Annotated in this window: 20 protein-coding genes, 1 tRNA gene and 1 pseudogene; 15 read left to right on the forward strand and 7 right to left on the reverse strand. The window is 41.0% G+C overall.

The window, feature by feature from the left end; translation table 11 throughout:
• Window position 1 precedes the first annotated feature (1 nt).
• Window positions 2-379, reverse strand: a complete 378-nt coding sequence (locus H6H03_RS21675) for a response regulator (protein WP_073644136.1) — start codon at window positions 377-379, stop codon at window positions 2-4.
• Window positions 380-430: 51 nt separating this feature from the next.
• On the reverse strand, window positions 431-1,474 hold the full coding sequence (locus H6H03_RS21680) for a response regulator (protein WP_190957144.1): 1,044 nt from the start codon (window positions 1,472-1,474) through the stop codon (window positions 431-433).
• Window positions 1,475-2,026: 552 nt separating this feature from the next.
• On the opposite strand from H6H03_RS21680, the gene H6H03_RS21685 reads away from it, so the two are divergent.
• Together H6H03_RS21685 and H6H03_RS21690 are read left to right on the forward strand one after the other, a co-directional pair.
• Window positions 2,027-2,356, forward strand: coding sequence for an element excision factor XisH family protein (locus tag H6H03_RS21685; RefSeq protein ID WP_199339034.1), 330 nt, complete (start codon window positions 2,027-2,029; stop codon window positions 2,354-2,356).
• Window positions 2,344-2,679 (forward strand): annotated as a pseudogene (locus H6H03_RS21690) (element excision factor XisI family protein). Before H6H03_RS21685 ends, H6H03_RS21690 begins: the two are co-directional and overlap by 13 nt.
• Here the strand turns inward: H6H03_RS21690 and H6H03_RS21695 are convergent.
• The 5 genes from H6H03_RS21695 to H6H03_RS21715 form a co-directional block, all read right to left on the reverse strand.
• Entirely contained in the window at window positions 2,648-2,785 is a 138-nt protein-coding gene (locus H6H03_RS21695; protein ID WP_190957234.1) for a hypothetical protein, read from the reverse strand. The pseudogene H6H03_RS21690 and the gene H6H03_RS21695 sit on opposite strands and share 32 nt — an antisense overlap.
• 41 nt (window positions 2,786-2,826) lie before the next feature.
• Window positions 2,827-2,908, reverse strand: a tRNA-Leu gene (locus tag H6H03_RS21700).
• 13 nt (window positions 2,909-2,921) lie between these two features.
• Window positions 2,922-3,089, reverse strand: coding sequence for a hypothetical protein (locus H6H03_RS21705; protein ID WP_190957145.1), 168 nt, complete (start codon window positions 3,087-3,089; stop codon window positions 2,922-2,924).
• A gap of 19 nt (window positions 3,090-3,108) precedes the next feature.
• Window positions 3,109-4,296: an alanine racemase gene (gene alr, locus H6H03_RS21710; protein ID WP_190957146.1), complete on the reverse strand. Its 1,188-nt coding sequence runs from the start codon at window positions 4,294-4,296 to the stop codon at window positions 3,109-3,111.
• 71 nt (window positions 4,297-4,367) lie between these two features.
• On the reverse strand, window positions 4,368-4,547 hold the full coding sequence (locus H6H03_RS21715) for a hypothetical protein (RefSeq protein WP_190957147.1): 180 nt from the start codon (window positions 4,545-4,547) through the stop codon (window positions 4,368-4,370).
• A 129-nt stretch (window positions 4,548-4,676) separates the two neighbouring features.
• Here H6H03_RS21715 and H6H03_RS21720 point away from each other — a divergent pair, with 129 nt between their 5' ends.
• The 13 genes from H6H03_RS21720 to H6H03_RS21780 all read left to right on the forward strand — a co-directional run bounded on the left by H6H03_RS21720 (window position 4,677) and on the right by H6H03_RS21780 (window position 17,943).
• A complete protein-coding gene (locus H6H03_RS21720; protein ID WP_190957148.1) occupies window positions 4,677-5,174 on the forward strand; it encodes an HNH endonuclease in 498 nt (165 codons plus the stop codon).
• 1,125 nt (window positions 5,175-6,299) lie between these two features.
• A complete protein-coding gene (locus tag H6H03_RS21725; RefSeq protein WP_190957149.1) occupies window positions 6,300-7,583 on the forward strand; it encodes a DHH family phosphoesterase in 1,284 nt (427 codons plus the stop codon).
• 209 nt (window positions 7,584-7,792) lie between these two features.
• A complete protein-coding gene (locus H6H03_RS21730) occupies window positions 7,793-7,975 on the forward strand; it encodes a DUF29 family protein (protein ID WP_242057983.1) in 183 nt (60 codons plus the stop codon).
• A 10-nt stretch (window positions 7,976-7,985) separates the two neighbouring features.
• On the forward strand, window positions 7,986-8,258 hold the full coding sequence (locus H6H03_RS21735; RefSeq protein ID WP_190957235.1) for a hypothetical protein: 273 nt from the start codon (window positions 7,986-7,988) through the stop codon (window positions 8,256-8,258).
• A gap of 112 nt (window positions 8,259-8,370) precedes the next feature.
• Window positions 8,371-8,865, forward strand: a complete 495-nt coding sequence (sixA, locus tag H6H03_RS21740) for a phosphohistidine phosphatase SixA (RefSeq protein ID WP_190957150.1) — start codon at window positions 8,371-8,373, stop codon at window positions 8,863-8,865.
• A 108-nt stretch (window positions 8,866-8,973) separates the two neighbouring features.
• Window positions 8,974-10,110: a citrate synthase gene (locus H6H03_RS21745; RefSeq protein WP_190957151.1), complete on the forward strand. Its 1,137-nt coding sequence runs from the start codon at window positions 8,974-8,976 to the stop codon at window positions 10,108-10,110.
• Window positions 10,111-10,474: 364 nt separating this feature from the next.
• Window positions 10,475-11,593: an NADH-quinone oxidoreductase subunit NuoH gene (nuoH, locus tag H6H03_RS21750; RefSeq protein WP_190957152.1), complete on the forward strand. Its 1,119-nt coding sequence runs from the start codon at window positions 10,475-10,477 to the stop codon at window positions 11,591-11,593.
• A 153-nt stretch (window positions 11,594-11,746) separates the two neighbouring features.
• Window positions 11,747-12,331 carry an NAD(P)H-quinone oxidoreductase subunit I gene (gene ndhI, locus H6H03_RS21755; RefSeq protein ID WP_190957153.1) on the forward strand — a complete coding sequence of 195 codons (585 nt, stop codon included), beginning with the start codon at window positions 11,747-11,749 and terminating at the stop codon, window positions 12,329-12,331.
• Between the two features lie 117 nt (window positions 12,332-12,448).
• Entirely contained in the window at window positions 12,449-13,057 is a 609-nt protein-coding gene (locus H6H03_RS21760; RefSeq protein ID WP_190957154.1) for an NADH-quinone oxidoreductase subunit J, read from the forward strand.
• Window positions 13,058-13,255: 198 nt separating this feature from the next.
• A complete protein-coding gene (nuoK, locus tag H6H03_RS21765) occupies window positions 13,256-13,561 on the forward strand; it encodes an NADH-quinone oxidoreductase subunit NuoK (RefSeq protein WP_006199065.1) in 306 nt (101 codons plus the stop codon).
• 6 nt (window positions 13,562-13,567) lie between these two features.
• Window positions 13,568-14,488, forward strand: coding sequence for an NAD(+) kinase (locus H6H03_RS21770; protein WP_190957155.1), 921 nt, complete (start codon window positions 13,568-13,570; stop codon window positions 14,486-14,488).
• A gap of 379 nt (window positions 14,489-14,867) precedes the next feature.
• On the forward strand, window positions 14,868-15,659 hold the full coding sequence (locus H6H03_RS21775; RefSeq protein WP_190957230.1) for a GNAT family N-acetyltransferase: 792 nt from the start codon (window positions 14,868-14,870) through the stop codon (window positions 15,657-15,659).
• Between the two features lie 622 nt (window positions 15,660-16,281).
• Window positions 16,282-17,943 (forward strand): glycosyltransferase family 39 protein, encoded by a 1,662-nt coding sequence (locus H6H03_RS21780; protein WP_190957156.1) that lies wholly within the window; start codon window positions 16,282-16,284, stop codon window positions 17,941-17,943.
• The last annotated feature ends 219 nt before the right edge of the window (window positions 17,944-18,162 follow it).

Raw genomic sequence — 18,162 nt, forward strand, 5'->3', positions numbered from 1 at the left:
TTCAAATTACCACTGATTTAATAGTGCGTAAGAGATGTTCGCGGGTGTAAGGTTTAGTTATATAAGCATCTGCACCTTGTCTCATCGCCCACAAACGGTCAATTTCTTGATTTTTAGAACTACAAATTATAATCGGCACTTTTGCAGTAATTGGATTTCTTCTGAGGGAACGGCACAACTCAAATCCACTCATTTCTGGCATCACAACATCAGTAACAATTACATCTAGTTTTTCTAACACAGCTTTTTCTAAAGCTTCTTTTGCACCAGTAGTTTTAATTACGTTGTAACCACTTTCTTTAAGATAATGGCTCATTAATTCCAATTCACTGGGAGAATCTTCTACAATTAGAATTGTGCCAAGTAAAGTCAGGCTCACTATAAATCTCCTAAAAGTAAATTAACATGAGTCAGAATTCAGAATTCTCAATTAATCAAGATATTTAAAAACCATTTTTAGCAATTCTGACTGGGTAAAAGGCTTGGTCAAATATCCTGATGACCTGACCATTTTCGCCTTTGCTCTATCAATAAACCCTGTTCTGCCAGTCACCATAATGATAGGTATATTTTTAAAAGCCGAATGTTTCCTTAACAAAGAACATAGCTCATAGCCATCTAAAGAAGGCATTTCCACATCTAGCAAAATCAGATCGGGCTTACTCCGAAGAATTTGCATTAAAGCTTTGACTGGATCGTTAATCATTACCACTGAAAATGTGTTTTCATCCAAAAAGTGCTTAATGGAATTCAACACTGTTTGACTATCATCAATGCAAGCAATTGTATATGTATTTTTGCCAACAGGTAACTGAGTCGTTAGATTATTATTCTCAGAAATCTCAAAATTGATTTGTCTGGAAGATTTTTGTCCAAGTTTGATTTGCAAATTTGGTAAAACTTGAGAACTGACACCAGCAGGAATTGATGATTGGATATTTTGCCGATTTCTTAACTGCTTTTGACAATGTTCCACAAGTAATCGCAAATCTAGGCGACAGAACTTTGGTAGCTCATCCAAAGAATTCTCCGGACTAAATTCATAGCTACCTTCTTTTAAGCACAGAAATGATTCCAGTACTTCTTTTGCTAATTCGTCTATCAGATTTCCTGCTTGCACAGGAGTAATTAAATCTTGATTAACTAACCAGCAAATAGCTTGATAATCTGCGTTTGGTATTGATTGATGTTCATTTTTCGTCTCAAACATCAGCCGCATCTGGATGCGAGTAGCGCTGTTGAGAGCAGGAATTTGCTGACTCAAGCGCCGTAAGTGACTATCAAGTCGCTCAAACAGTTTATCTGAATAGGAGGCATAAGTAAGTTTACCGTCCTCTAGATAAATTGACCAATAAACTATCCCAGTAAATACGCTTAAACAACCTGTAGCACGCCGACTAGTTAATTGTGCCAACAGAGATAGCGGATGTAGTTTTTGGAACAACCTGTAGCTACCTATAGGAGTTGTGCTCATTTTGCTTTTACTCAGCTAAATTCAGTAGGTGTAAGCTAAATTCGTGCAGAGTTTTTCCACAATTTAAATTAAGTAAAAGGCTTCAAAAATTTGTATTTTAAAGTACACAAATTTGTCCTCTAGGATTTGTGGTGAAACTCAACGAAAGCGGCGTTATTCTCAAATGCTCAAATCTCAGTAAATTCGTAAATTTTGATTAATTTACTTCCTGTTACTGAGATTTATAGACATTCTTGAAAACTAAGACATAGAAATGTCAAGACTAGATGAAGCCACTTTCCATTGAGTAACCCCATTCTGACCACAGGAATAATACTGATTTTCTTAAAACAATATCTTTGAACTACTGTATTTACACTTAAGCAAAATCAAACTTTTAAATAAGTAAGTACCAAATAAAGCCACTTTTAATTAAGTAGTACCGTTGTGACCACAGAGATAATACTGATTTTTCTTAAAAAAATAAAACACAATTCAGAAGTTAGAATACAGGGAGTCAGAATAATATAAGTAAAATTTTATATTTAAAAAAATTTACTGATTTGGAATTGGTTGTCCAAAAAAAAGGATTTATATATAGACTTGGGTGCAGAAAAACTTATAGCTGCACAAAAAGGTCAGCAGAAAATAGCAGTTAAAATTAAGAGTTTTGTCAGCCCATCTCCCGTTACAGATTTAGAAAATGCATTAGGACAGTTTATTCTTTATTACGATATTTTAGAAGAACAAGGAAGCGACAGGATTTTACATCTTGCTATCCCTCACAGAACTTACACTGAAATTTTTACCGAAACCATTGGTAAGATTTTATTAAAAAAGAACCGCTTACGTTTACTTGTGTTTGACCCCAAGCAAGAGGTAATTGTACAATGGATAACTTAGGAAAATATCAAAAACTCATTGAAGAGATTCTGACTGAATATATAAAAATACCATATTCAAATCGTCAATTAGAAACTAAGCTTATCATCGATCGCACAGCTACTAATTACATAATAATGACTTTGGGATGGCAAGGATAAGAACGAGTTCATGGTTGTATTATCCATATTAAAATTATTAATGGAAAAGTTTGGATTCAGCGCGATGGAACTGAATATAGTATTGCCAATGAACTCGTAGCCGCAGGAATTCCCAAAGATAAAATTGTTTTAGCTTTTCATCCGGAAGATGTTAGACAATACACTGATCTTGCGATCGCTTGATTTTCAAAAAGATGCGATAGCCTTCTTTTAGTCGTTTAGCAGTTGTCTCTATCCACAGATAAAAATCTTGCTTGTCAAGATGAATTAACTCATAGAGTTGATGCATGAGCCAAAACGCTCATACACTTTTTGGCAATTTATTAAAAATGCGGATGAAAGGACTTGAACCTTCACTCCTTTCGGAACTAGAACCTAAATCTAGCGCGTCTGCCAATTCCGCCACATCCGCATAGGTCACTATCTTACCATAAGAAATTATTTTTGGGAATAGGGAGATGGGGAGATGGGGAGCAGAAGGGCAAAGGGGCAGGGGGAGATAGGGAAGTGTGGGGAGTGTGGGGGGAAAGAGAATTAATGCTTCCCCATCCTCCCACACCTCCCACACCTCCCACACTCACTGTTTGCCCCATGCCCAATGCCCCTTCCGAATTACATAACCGCAACACGAGGCAGACGATGTTTGAAGCCGCAGAGAATTTCCCAAGAAATAGTGTTTAATTGTTCTGCCCAATCGTGTGCGGAAATTTTTTCTTTTCCCTGTTCTCCAAGTAAGGTGACTACTTCTCCTTCTTGGATATTAGGTATAGCACTCACATCCAGCATTAACTGATCCATTGTAATTGTCCCGATTTGTGGCACTCGCTGACCGCGAATTAACACCTGAATTTTGTTGGAAAGATTACGAGGAACACCGTCAGCATAGCCAATTCCTACGACAGCTAGGCGAAGTTCGCGCGGGGCAATAAATTTATGCCCGTAACTGACAGCGGTTCCTGGGGCGATTGTTTTGACTTGGGTAACTCGTGCCTTAAGTTGCAAAACGGGCTTGAGGTCGATGGCATTCTGTAAATGCGGTGCTGGGTAAAGTCCGTAAACTGCTAAACCTACTCGCACAATATCGTAGTGTAATGCTCGGTCTGTAAGTGCAGCCGCTGAGTTTGCCAAGTGCAAGCAAGGTGGTTGGATTCCCATTGCTTTGATTTGAGCGATCGCTTCCTCAAATCGTCTATGCTGTTCCTTCATCGCAGTAGTATCAGGATCGTCTGCCGTTGCCAAATGAGAATAAATGCTGGCAATAGAAAGATGTGGTAAACGCTGTACTAATTGCACAAATTCACCAGCTTGCTGCCAATTAGTTCCCAACCTAGACATTCCCGTGTCTAATTTGATGTGTACGGGTACGGGAGAACCATAGTTCATCGATTCTAGAGTATCAGAAAATACTAGTGCTTGTTTCGGGCTGCATAGTGTCGGCTGAAGTTTCCACTGAGCGATGGCATGAATCTGCTCTGGTGTATGAGTCGCCCCTAAAATCAAAATCGGGGCTTGAATCCCGCCTTCTCGCAATTGAATCGCCTCCGGAACCGTAGCAACTCCCAGCCAACTAGCTCCCGATTGAATTGCAGTTTGAGCCACCGTTACTGCTCCATGTCCATAGGCATCAGCTTTCACCACTGCCATCAATTGAGTACCCGGCGATAAAAACTGCACTAGTTGTTGTATATTGTGCGACAGCGCCTCTAAATCAATTTCTACCCAAGCTCGTTGCGAAAACCACGCGTAGGTATCGCACTGCTCATTAGGAACTACACCGGGAATTTCCTTGCGACTTAACATTTGTACTGACTCCTATCCACCGTAGCTCAACTTCCAAATTATCTATACACGCTCCTAGAAGCGATATCAGATTAAACAGGAAGTTTAACTCTGACTTGGAATTGATACAAGATGCTGGTGATGGAGTCAGGAGATGGGGAGTAGAAGGGCAAAGGGGCAGGGGGAGATAGGGAAGTGTGGGGAGTGTGGGGGGAAAGAGAATTAATGCTTCCCCATCCTCGCACACCTCCCACACTCACTGTTTGCCCCATGCCCAATGCCCAATGCCCAAGTTTTAACTTAATTTCCGAATTATTCCCGAAAGTATAATTTCTTATCATCTCCCTAGAAGAGTATATTTGTGTTAATATATGTAAAACTAATACCCTAAACGCAGATCAATGGGGAAGGTTTTAGTATTAAACGCCTCTTACGAACCTCTCAATATAACGAGTTGGCGTCGCGCTGCGGTTCTGTTAATCAAGGGCAAAGCAGAACGCGTGGAACACAACGGTAAATTCCTGTATTCGGATTTCCCGCTGCCAACCGTAATCAGGTTGCGTCATTATGTCCGCGTTCCTTATAAAGAAATTCCTCTCACTCGCCGAAATATATTGCATCGTGACGGTCATGCCTGTCAATACTGTGGTTACACAGGAGACGAATTGACTTTAGACCATGTAATACCGCGATCGCGCGGCGGAGGGGATAGCTGGGAGAACATTGTTACAGCTTGTGTCCGTTGCAATGTTAAAAAAGGTAGTCGCACTCCCAACGAAGCTCATATGCCTTTGCGCCATCTTCCTCGCCAACCTTATAGCAGCCTTTATTTTGAGGTCAGTAAACATCTCAAAAGTGGACTGCACACAGAGTGGCAAAAATATGTTATAGGACTTTGATATGACATAGCCAAGTAGCCCGAAAACCATACAGCAATAGTCACAGCTTTGCCTTTGTACTTGGTTTTGGAATAAGGCTAAAGCCGACATGCACACATTTGCCTTTGACAAATTGTGTGTTGAACTAGTTATGTCCATTGATTGTGAGGGACATTGTTCGGCAGAACCTAACATACCAGTTTGAGCGAATCCAAGCAAAAAAGACAACAGCTTCTTACTATACCGCATAAAATCGCAAATAGCTAGGATGCTCCCGAAAAATTTAGCAGGGAGGCAATAGGCTTGAAACGCTCTTTGTGTCTTCGACTACGCATCAACCGCTATATTGAAATTTTGAACTGACGATATTGTCAACGAATCCTTACTTGCCAGAGTTTTCTAGCATTCCTTGAGATTAGGGACTTCCACTTAAAAAAATATCCCATCTCTGGGGGAGGCTTTGTGAACCCAGAGGCGCAAAGCTTTGCGTCCCTACCAATCTAGAAATAATTTGGGAGAATTTATTTTTTGTAAGTCCCTTACTAGAGTAATCGGCTATGGCCAAACAAGGAGTGTTGACTGCTGAGTGCTGAGTTAGGAATTTTCCGTTCTGCTCCTGTGCCCCCCATCCCCCGATTCCCCAGTCCCGAATCTCTAGTTTCTTTTACACAAAAAACAAAACATGCCCTGTTGCTTGAAGATATAATTATTAATTGCTCAATAGTCAAAATAATGAGACTATTAAACATAGGATTATTTTAAATATCAAAAACTAACTCTAAAGTATTAGATGGAAAGTATACCCTAAGTAAGAAAAATTTTAAAGTTCGGTTATCAACCTTGAATAAAAATCGTTGCCTTTGAAATTACAGACAAGAAAAAAGGTCATAAAAGACGTTTATGCTCCAAGATAAAGCCAGATATACAAAACTTCCTTTTTTCCAGCACTACCAGCACCTATATAAATATGTCCTAATAAAATTTAGTTGATTGCTGAGCGCTGTTACTGACAAAAAATATACTTAGGTATATAGTGCGATGTCTTGATATTTTTGCGAAGATCAAAATAATGTGGCTAAATTCAGGAAATCGCTGATTGTAGTATTTCTGGATTAATTGAGCCTCACACTTTAAAAAAAGTTCCCTATGTACTTAAATTCTCCCGTTAATGAGTTTGAGAGTTTGTCATTGACCACAGAGCCAAACCCAGAGGAAGCTGAAATAGAGAAAGACCCAGTGGAAGTTGCACTTAAAAGTCCATCATTACAACCATCGCTAAGTGAAGGAGCTATCTTTCTTAGTCAGCGTGGTAATTCCTTGACACAACAAAAGTCAGAAGAACTGCAAAAAACTCTGCTAGCGCACCGACACGATCGCCAACTAGTAATTTTGCAAGATTTTCCTGACCCAGACGCTCTTTCTTGTGCTTGGACTTATCAATTAATTGCCCAGCAATACGATATTAAATGTGAAATAATTTATGCTGGCGCTCTGAGTCATCAAGAAAATATTGCCTTGGTTAGACTCACAAATTTACCTATCCAACGCTGGACGCAGCAAACCTTGAAAAGCAAAGATTTGTCATGTTATCAAGGTTTCGTGTTAATTGATAACCAAGGAACTACTTCACAGCTAATATCAGCGGTTCAACAGGCAGGAATTCCATTAGTTGCGCTGATTGACCATCACAGTTTACAAGGTGAACTTGATTCAGAGTTTGTCGATGTTCGTCCTTATGTACGAGCGACGGCGACAATTTTTACTCAATATCTGCAAGCGGGATTACTAGCATTAGATAGCAGCATCAATCAACACGTAAAATGTGCTACTGCCTTGATGCATGGCTTACGTTCGGATACAAATCGCCTGATGCAAGCGCAAGAAGAAGATTTCATGGCAGCTGCATATTTAAGCCGATTTTATGACGCGCAACTGCTGAATGCTATTTTACAGGCGAATCGTTCCAAGCGGGTGATGGATGTGATTGAGCGATCGCTTAAAAATCGCATCGTCCAAAATAACTTTTCCATTGCTGGTGTCGGTTACCTCCGCTACGACGACCGCGACGCCATACCCCAAGCAGCTGATTTTCTCGTCACCGAAGAAAACGTCCATACCGCCGTAGTTTACGGTATTGTTCACGATGAAGACGAAGAGTTAGAAATAGTCATTGGCTCCTTAAGAACCACCAAACTCACCCTTGACCCTGATGAATTCATTAAAGAAGCCTTTGGGCAAGATAGCACAGGGCGCTTTTTTGGTGGTGGAAGAACAAGCGCAGGCGGCTTTGAAATCCCGATGGGTTTCTTATCTGGCAGTAACGAAAATTCTGCATACGCGAAGATGAAATGGGAAGTCTTCGACGCTCAAATTAAGCAAAAACTACTGAGGTTAGTTAACCCCAAAGATAACCCGATTCAATCGGAGTAGAGGAAGGAGAAGGAGATGGGGAGAACTCCTAACTCATGTAGCAGTCAAAGTGTGTTTCGTTACATAACATCCCTTCCCGACTTTTTGTAAAAGTCGGGAATTTGTTTTTTATTAATTAATTGGAAATGTAGTTGATGCCTAATCTAAAGTAAGTCAGTACAAATAAAGTTAACTCGTGCCTACCTATTTCTTTACCAAAAAGGAGCGCCATGAAGTCTACAGAACTTCAAATGTTAAAAACTCTCTATGAGCAAGATTTTTATGCTTGGGTAGAGCAGACCGCAGCACTTTTACAATCGCATCAGTGGGACACGTTGGATTTAAAACACCTAATTGAGGAAGTAGTGGACTTGGGTAAGAGTCAACAGCGGCCCTTACAAGACGTTTTTTAAACGATGCAGAATGGATAAATACTACTTATCAAAGAGCGCGGTGAGAGGCAATGGTGGAAACAGATTTATCAGAAGAAAATTTTGCGATATTGCTTTTTTGCGGCAAAGATATGGAGTAGTTGAACCTGGTTCTCAATGGCCAGATTTTGACTTGATTAATGATAACTTTATTGAGATGTGGAGCGTAGGCGTAGCCCGTCGTAGACATCGCCAAGATTTAGCTGATAGCACTGCTTGGATACGTAGTGTTCGAGAAAATGAGTGGTCAAAGTCACATCGCTAACTCAATCATCCTTGATAAGGAATAGCTAATGATGATTAAGGTTAGGATAGATAAATAAACAACAAGCGTAACTAAATAACTCAGCACAGGGTACGCTAATAAAATTCAAAATATGGAACTGTATCTATTTCGTCATGGCATCGCCGAAGATAAAGATTTAGGCATCAAAGATGAGGAGCGCAGTCTTACCAAAGAAGGAAGGCAAAAAACTGAAAAAGTTGCCCAGAAACTTGTCAAATTGGATTTAAAGTTTGATTTGATTGTCACCAGCCCCTTAGTGCGTGCCCGCCAAACGGCTGAAATCCTGATAGAAACAGGATTAAGTTCCCAGCTAGAGGAATCCAGTCATCTAGCCCCTGGAGGTGAAATTTCTAGTTGGTTGGTAGATTGGTTAGAGCCAAGAAATTATTCCCAAAATACCCAACTGGCCTTAGTTGGACATGAACCTGATTTAACTAATTGGGCAGAAATTCTGCTGTGGGGAGAAATCAAAGGCAGCTTAGTCTTGAAAAAAGCAGGTATGATTGGGATAAAACTACCAGAAACTGGTTCTCCTCTGGGTCGTAGTCAGATGTTTTGGTTGACACCACCCAGGTACTTGTCATAACAGTTTTTCAACATTTCCGATTGTTGTTAGAACGACTACTGTTATGGCGACAATAAATTTCTGGTAAGTTAACTTGATCGGATATTTCAAAAAGTAAATGGTGTTGCCATGATGGTGTGCGAATACAAGCCTGGTTTAGAAGGCATTCCCGCCGCCCAATCGAGTATCAGTTATGTTGATGGGCAAAAGGGAATACTAGAATATCGTGGCATCCGGATTGAGGAATTAGCAGAAAAAAGTACATTTCTAGAAACTGCTTATCTCTTAATCTGGGGTGAACTGCCCAGTCAACAAGAACTCCAAGCATTTGAACATGAAGTTCGTCACCACAGGCGAATAAAATACCGCATTCGCGACATGATGAAATGCTTTCCCGAAAGCGGTCACCCAATGGATGCCTTACAAGCCTCTGCTGCGGCTTTAGGGTTGTTTTATTCGCTCCGGGATTTACATAATCCAGCCTACATTCGAGATTCTGTGGTGCGCTTGATAGCAACCATTCCCACAATGGTGGCCGCATTCCAACTGATGCGAAAAGGCAATGACCCCGTGCGTCCCCGCGATGACTTAGACTACTCTGCCAATTTCCTATACATGCTCAATGAGCAAGAACCGGATCCTTTGGCAGCGAGAATTTTCGATATCTGCTTGATATTACATGTCGAGCATACAATGAATGCTTCCACCTTCAGCGCTAGGGTGACAGCTTCCACCTTGACCGATCCTTACGCTGTGGTTGCTAGTGCTGTGGGAACCTTGGGAGGCCCGCTACATGGTGGAGCCAATGAAGAAGTAATTCAGATGTTAGAAGAGATTGGCTCTGTGGAAAATGTCCGTCCCTACATCGAGGACTGTCTGCAACGTAAATCTAAGATTATGGGTTTTGGACATCGCGTCTATAAAGTCAAAGACCCACGAGCCACGATTTTGCAAAAATTGGCCGAACAGTTGTTTGAGAAGTTTGGGTATGACAAGTATTATGACATTGCCCAAGAAATGGAACGTGTCGTAGAGGAAAAACTCGGTGGCAAAGGGATTTATCCCAATGTTGACTTTTATTCGGGTTTGGTGTATAGGAAAATGGGAATTCCCACTGACTTGTTTACACCAATATTTGCGATCGCCCGCGTTGCCGGTTGGCTAGCCCACTGGAAAGAACAGCTAGCAGAAAACCGCATTTTCCGTCCCACCCAAGTTTACAACGGTCATCACGAAGTTTCTTATATCCCCATTGACCAACGTTAACCGATATTGCGTATGGGGCATCCCTTCGGCTTCTCTACGAGACGCTACGCGAACGCTCAGGGCAAGTGGGCATGGGGCATTGGGCATGGGAAGAGGACAACGGGAAAGACTTACTCTAACTTCTCCCCTGCTCCCCTGCCCCTCCCCCCTTCACTCAATAGCCAATGTAAATGCCAACCATAAGTAGAAGTTCTTATCTCGCTTCAGGGTGGTAAAACCATCCAACGATATACTAAACATGGGAATTGGCAACAAATCTTCAATCAGACCTGATCTAGGCAAAATTTCTCAATGAGTGAATTTACAGGTATCAGATCAGTAATATTTGTAACTAACTCTGACTAATGTCTTAAAGAGCGGAAACATGAATTCAGGAATTGACCTCCAAGGAACTTTTATTGAATCCCTCACGGATTTAGGTGTACCAGCAGGAACAGCCAAAGCAATTTGGATGCCACTGCCAATGGTACTAATGCTGATTGGGGCAACAGTGGGGGTATTAGTCGCCACCTGGCTAGAAAGAAAAATTTCCGCCGCCGCACAGCAACGAATTGGCCCAGAATACCAAGGGCCTTTTGGGTTACTGGTGCCTGTAGCGGATGGTCTAAAGCTGGTGTTTAAAGAAGATATCGTGCCAGCTCAATCTGACCGTTGGCTGTTTACCCTCGGCCCAATTATTGTTGTGATTCCGGTGTTTCTGTCGTTCCTGATTGTCCCCTTTGGGCAGAACATCGTGATTAGCAATGTGGGCATGGGTGTATTTTTATGGATTGCTTTGTCAAGCATTCAGCCCATTGGCTTGTTGATGGCTGGCTACGCATCCAATAACAAATATTCACTTTTAGGGGGCTTGCGGGCAGCAGCGCAATCTATTAGTTATGAAATTCCATTGGCGCTGGCAGTATTAGCGATCGCTATGATGTCTAATAGCCTCAGCACCATCGACATTGTTAATCAACAATCTGGCTACGGCATCCTGGGCTGGAACATTTGGCGTCAACCAGTCGGTTTCCTGATTTTTTGGATAGCCGCCCTAGCTGAGTGTGAAAGATTGCCCTTTGACTTACCCGAAGCAGAAGAAGAACTAGTAGCAGGTTATCAGACTGAATACGCAGGCATGAAATTTGGTCTGTTTTACCTGGGTTCCTACGTTAACTTAATACTTTCTTCTCTACTAGTAGCAATTCTCTACCTGGGCGGTTGGGACTTTCCCATTCCCCTCAACCTCATAGCTGGTTGGCTGGGAATCAGTGAAGCCGATCCCGTGTTGCAGATAGTAACTGCTGCTTTGGGTATCACCATGACTGTGTTCAAAGCCTATTTACTAGTGTTTGTCGCCATTTTGTTACGCTGGACAGTCCCACGGGTAAGGATTGACCAATTGTTAGATTTAGGATGGAAGTTTTTGTTGCCAGTCGGTTTGGTTAACCTGCTATTAACCGCCGCCCTGAAACTAGCCTTTCCTTTCGCCTTTGGCGGTTAGTCATTAGTCATTAGTCATTAGTCATTTGCAAAAGACAAAGCGCAAAGTCTGAGCGGAGGTTCCCTCCGATCAGAACTTTGTAAGAGAGGACGAATGACTAAGGACAAAAGACAAATAACGCTGATAGCTTAAACACAGAGAGTGTGAAACACGATGCTAAAGTTCCTGAAACAAGTTGGTGATTACGCCAAAGAAACAGTACAAGCTGCACGTTACATTGGTCAGGGACTTTCTGTTACCTTCGACCACATGCGGCGGCGTCCGATTACCGTACAGTACCCTTACGAAAAACTGATTCCTGGGGAACGGTTTCGCGGTAGAATTCACTTTGAGTTTGATAAGTGTATCGCCTGCGAAGTTTGTGTTCGCGTTTGTCCGATAAATCTGCCTGTAGTAGATTGGGAATTCGACAAAGCTAGCAAAAAGAAAAAACTCAAGCACTACAGTATTGATTTTGGAGTTTGTATCTTTTGCGGTAATTGTGTGGAATTTTGCCCCACTAACTGTCTATCCATGACAGAAGAGTATGAACTTTCCACTTACGATCGCCATGAATTGAACTTTGACAACGTAGCGTTAGGTCGTCTGCCCTATAAGGTAACAAATGACCCAATGGTAACACCACTACGCGAACTAGTTTACCTACCCAAAGGCGTCCTCGAACCCCACGGACTACCTGCGGATGCGCCGCGTCCAGGTGCGCGTCCAGAAGACCTAGTGGAACAAACCGAAAAATAAATTTCATTTGTCATTTGTTATTCGTCCTTTGTGATTTGTCCAAAGCAAATGACTAATGACCAATGACTAATGACCAATGACTAATGACCAATGACTAATGACTGAGGACAAAAAACAGTGAATCTAGCGGAAGGAGTACAGATTGTATCCCTTGGCGTACTGGCTGTGATGATGATTGGGGCAGCCCTTGGCGTGGTACTGTCGCCTAGCATCGTCTATTCTGCCTTTATGCTAGGGGGCGTGTTTATCAGCATAGCGGGACTTTACCTGTTGCTAAATGGTGATTTTGTTGCAGCCGCACAAGTGCTGATTTATGTTGGGGCGGTTAACGTGCTGATTTTGTTTGCCATTATGTTGGTGAACAAGCGGCAGAATTTTGCACCATTTCCCAACTCTTGGATACGGAAGGCATTAACAGGCATAGTTAGTCTGGGATTGTTTGGCCTTTTGAGTACGATGGTGCTGGCCACTCCTTGGGGTTACTCCACTACTCCTGCGAGTACTCAAGGTTCTATAGTTTTAATCGGCGAACATTTCTTCAGTGACTTTTTACTACCCTTTGAACTAGCTTCGATTTTGCTGTTGATGGCAATGGTAGGAGCGATTATTTTGGCACGTCGCGAGTATTTGCCAGACCTGACACCATCTGAACTACCACAAACCGTTTTGACTTTGCCAGAACGCCCCAGAGAACTGGTATCGAGCAGCAGCGAAATAAGGGAGTAAAGAATGCAGAATTCAGAATTCAGAATTCAGAATTCAGAATAACTCTTGGAAGCACCAAATTTTGAATTTAATGGGCGTCTTAAACACGGTTATTCATCTGGGAGTGGAACTCCAATTCCCAAGCTGAATTCTGAATTCTGACTCCTGAATTCTGTTTTCATAGAAAGTGGTGTTTTTTCAGAAGGAATACTCAGATTCATGCAACTCCAGTACTTTTTATTATTAGCAGCGGCTTTATTCTGCATCGGCATCTACGGTTTAATTACCAGCCGTAACGCTGTGCGGGTGCTGATGTCGATTGAGTTGCTGCTCAATGCTGTTAATCTCAATTTAATGGCATTTTCCAACTTCCTCGACTCAACATTAATTAAGGGTCAGGTTTTCACCGTGTTTGTGATTACCGTGGCCGCAGCCGAGGCGGCGGTGGGTTTAGCGATCGTGCTTGCCATTTATCGCAACCGTGATACCGTCGATATGGAGCAGTTTAATCTCCTGAAGTGGTAACTGTGCGTGCAACTCAAGCAGGTAATCATTGCTTATAAAGCGCGGGATGCCCGGAGTAAAGAATGGGCAGAAATGTGCGCTAAACAACTCGAAAATCGCCAGTGCCAGGTGTTGATGGGGCCTAGCGGGCCGAAAGACAACCCCTATCCAGTCTTTTTGGCTTCAGCAGGCCAACCAATCGATCTCGCTTTGGTACTTGGCGGTGATGGCACTGTTTTGACTGGTGCTAGACATTTAGCCCCAGCTGGCATCCCAATTCTGGGAGTGAATGTGGGAGGTCATCTGGGGTTTTTAACTGAGTCAGTGGATGAGTTTCAGGATACGGAGAAAGTTTGGGATCGGCTGTTTGAGGATCGCTATGCTATCCAACGGCGGATGATGTTACAAGCTGCGGTGTATGAGGGTCATGGGTCTAATTTGCAGGCAGTCAGCGAACGTTACCTGGCTTTGAATGAATTTTGCGTCAAACCAGCTTCCGCTGACCGCATGATTACCTCTATTCTGGAAATGGAAATTGATGGTGAGGTAGTCGATCAATACGTTGGAGACGGGTTGATTATTTCCACTCCCACAGGTTCTACTGGTTACACCGTTTCTGCTAATGGGCCAATTATGCACGATGGTATGGAGGCGATTACCGTTACTCCGATTTGTGCAATGAGTCTTTCTAGTCGTCCCCTCGTTTTACCCCCTGGTTCTGTGGTCAGTATTTGGCCTTTGGGGGATTACGATTTGAGTACTAAGTTGTGGACAGATGGAGTGTTAGGGACTTCGATTTGGCCTGGACACCGCGTTGATGTGCGGATAGCGGATTGTCGAGCTAAGTTTATCATTTTGCGCGAGAACAACTCTTATTATCAAACGCTGCGGGAGAAGTTGCTGTGGGCAGGTACAAGGGTTCGTTACAGCAATAATCACCGTAATTGATAAAGTATTTGAGAGCGCTTTTGTGATAAATGGCGAACGCTACGCCGTACCCAGACATCACAATTAACATTATCCCAGCCCCTAGATTCATCTAGGGGCTTTTTGCCCTAACCAATTTATCTCTTGCAAAGATTTTTGAAAATAGTATTACTTGCATTTATACCCTATATCAAAGGAAAATTTTGTATCTTATTGCCAGATTTTTCTGGCATTAATGGCCATAATAAAAACACTATATTGCTAATCACAATGAAAAAAGCTCTCTAGGCAATTTTTTATCGAAAACTGTCTCAATGACACTTCGAGGCATTAATGCATAATGCTTAAATTCTAGTAGGATATTTTCGCAAAATCCAAAATGTTATCAGTAGGAAGACAGATGGAAATTCCTGGACGCAACATCAATTACCCACTGAATCCTCCTTCTCTTCAAGATTTTCCTGTCGTTCAGACTAAAAAATATATCCTACGGCTTGCCTCAACTGAAGAAGAATTAAAATCAATTTTTCGATTGCGTTTTGAAGTTTTTAATCTAGAACTAGGCTTGGGATTATCTACTTCTAGTTTTACTCAGAGGGATGAAGATAAGTTTGATGAGGTTTGCCATCATTTAATTCTTATCTGTAAACAGACGGGTAAAACCATTGGAACTTATCGAATGCAAACTTATGAAATGGCTTCTCAAAGACTAGGCTTTGATGCTGCCGATATATTTAATCTGAATGCAATTCCTGATTCTGTACTTCAAGTATCAGTAGAAGTTGGGCGTGCATGTATAGCTAAAGAATACCGCAGTGGTCAAACACTGTTGCTACTCTGGGAAGGTCTAGCAAATTATCTCATCTGGACTAAAAATCAGTATTTCTTTGGCTGTGCATCATTACTAACACAATCTCCTTGGCAAGCTAGTTGCGTTTATAATTATTTTTGCCAGAATAACTTGATGCATCCAAGTATTTTAGTTTATCCAAATTCCGAATATTGTCTAGAGTTGCCTCAAAATTGTTCGGATTTATGTGATGTGGAAATTCCGAAAATTTTGCAGGCTTATTTGAATATTGGTGCTAAAATCTGTAGTCTTCCAGCTATCGATCGCCAGTTTAAAACTATTGATTTTTTAACTATATCTAATAGCAAAGATTTTGTTAGATGGGGTTATCAAATTTTTTAAAAATTATATTTTGTTTTAGCGATAGTCAGTCGTGGCTACGCCGACTAAAAAAATGAATGTTGACTGAAGTTAGTTTTGCAAGATTTGATACAACCTTATCCAATTCTTTTCACAGTTAATAGAGGAGGGTGTTTATTACCAATCTGGCAAATTAACGGATTCTCAATTAGGTTAGCGATATCTGACAAGTACTTACCCTTAAGAGCGAATTTCATAAACCTCGTTGCCTTGAGCCTCCCTCTTTTAGTAGGATACTGCTCGTTATTCAGGCATGTTACCCCTCACGCCACCATTGATTTTTTAGGGTTAAATCTAGCTTATCTCAAAGGTTATTTCATAAGAAAATGAGAGATGTACCAAATGAGGGGTGTGACCCCCTAACCTATCGCTGTATCCTACCACGAGAGGATTTTAAGGCTCTCCCCTGGAAGAGGAGGGGTTTGAAGAAGGAAAAGTTTGAGCGGAGGTTTCATTCATGAGAGGTTTTTGAGAGAGGTCAAATCACCTTGCTCGAACTCACATCAGTTGATGTTTCGGTAATGTCTACGATGGGCTACCCTGGATACCTCATCTAAGCAAGTAAACTGGATTATTTTAGAAAACTTTTTGGGAAATGTAACTTATGCACCATCTCAAATTTGCGCCGAGTTGGTTGCGGATTTTAATTATTTTTTTGTTGACAATGAGTGTATTGTTTCGCTTTTTTAACCTTGATGGCAAGGTTTACTCTCATGATGAAACTTATACATCATTGCGGATTTCTGGCTTTACCATAAATGAAGTCAAAAAGGAAGTTTTTAACAATCGTGTCATTGCTAAAGAAAGTTTGGCGAAATTTCAAGGTGCAAATCCTTCAAGAAACTTAAATGACACAATTATGGCTTTGGCAAAAGAAGATTCTCAGCATCCACCGTTGTATTACATAATCGCCAGATTGTGGACAGAAATCTTTGGTAATTCTGTGACAGCAATCAGAAGTCTATCTGCGTTCATTAGCTTGCTAGTTTTTCCCTGTGTTTATCGGTTATGTCGAGAATTATTTGATGTGCCATTACCGATTCCTGGTGTAGCGATCGCACTGATGACGATCTCTCCAATTCACTTAGTATATGCCCAAGAAGCGCAAGAATATATTCTCTGGTTAATCACTATCTTACTATCTAGCGCTTCACTGTTGCGAGCAGTGCATTTAGAATTACAAGATAAAGATGAACTAACAAAACAACCACCAGATCTTTTTAGTAGCTGGGGTGTTTATGCAATAACTTTGGCCATTAGCCTTTATACATTTCTTTGGAGTGGATTTGTCGCACTTGCTCACGGAATTTATGTGATTGCCGTAGCCAGATTTAAGTTTACTGAAACTGTGAGAAATTATCTGATAGCATCGCTGGTAAGTTTCTTAGCTTTTATGCCTTGGATGACAGTTGCGATCGGTGATTTTTTTAAATTTCTGATTTCGGGAGAAAAAGCAACAACACAGTCATATTTGATAGATATAGTTCCATTTTTCTTAATGCAGATTAGTCGGATTTTTTTTGATATAAATTTAACATTAGATAATCCTCTAACCTATTTAATTACACCATTTTTTTTAATTTTAGTAGGATATGCAATTTATTTTCTTTGTTTTACCACCAGTTACAAAGTCTGGTTGTTTATTATTACATTAATTGTAGTACCTACACTGCCTATAATACTACCAGCTTTGAGTGCCGGGGGTATACAATCTTTTACTGAACCATATTTAATCCCATTTTATTTAGGAATTCAACTCACTGTTGCTTATTTAGTAGCTACGCAATTATACAATAGGAGCGTTCCACGTCGAACAATTTGGCACATAATCATGGGGTTGTTGATTATTTGTGGTCTAATTTCTTCTAAGGTGAATTGCCAAACAGTAACTTGGTGGAATAAAGGCATCAATGATAGCAATTTTAAATTTGCCCAAATTATTAATCAGAGTACTAGCCCACTTTTAATTAGTAATTCTTTAGATAATAATTATGAAAATGTCTTTTCTTTAAGTTATCTGTTAGAACCAAAAGTAAGGTTTTTGTTGGTAAATAATCAAAAAATTCCCAAAATTCCTAATGAGTTTACTGATATATTTTTACTCAATCCTTCGGGGAATTGGCGCGAAATAATTGAACAAAAGTATAACGTCAAGACAAATATTATTTCCGGCGATAATTATTATTCTGTTTGGAAATTAACTAAACGTCGTAATTCACGCCGACGTGATATGCCAATGAATAATAAATTATCTGCTAGCTTATAGGTTGGTAAGCAATACTTGTCGGTTAAGGGGTAAAGGGTAAAGGTTTTTTCTTTCCTTTTCCCCAAACCAAATTCCGAGTTCAAAATGCAAAACCCAAGCAGTATTGGGTTGGGAAGATCTTATTTAGCTCCCGCCGAGAGAAAGAGTAATACCAATTCTCCCTGAAGATGCACTTTATTTTTAAAACGTAGACGCGCAGCGGCTTGCCGCAGGCTACCC

This window comes from Nostoc paludosum FACHB-159 (genome assembly GCF_014698835.1).
Classification (GTDB): domain Bacteria; phylum Cyanobacteriota; class Cyanobacteriia; order Cyanobacteriales; family Nostocaceae; genus Nostoc; species Nostoc paludosum.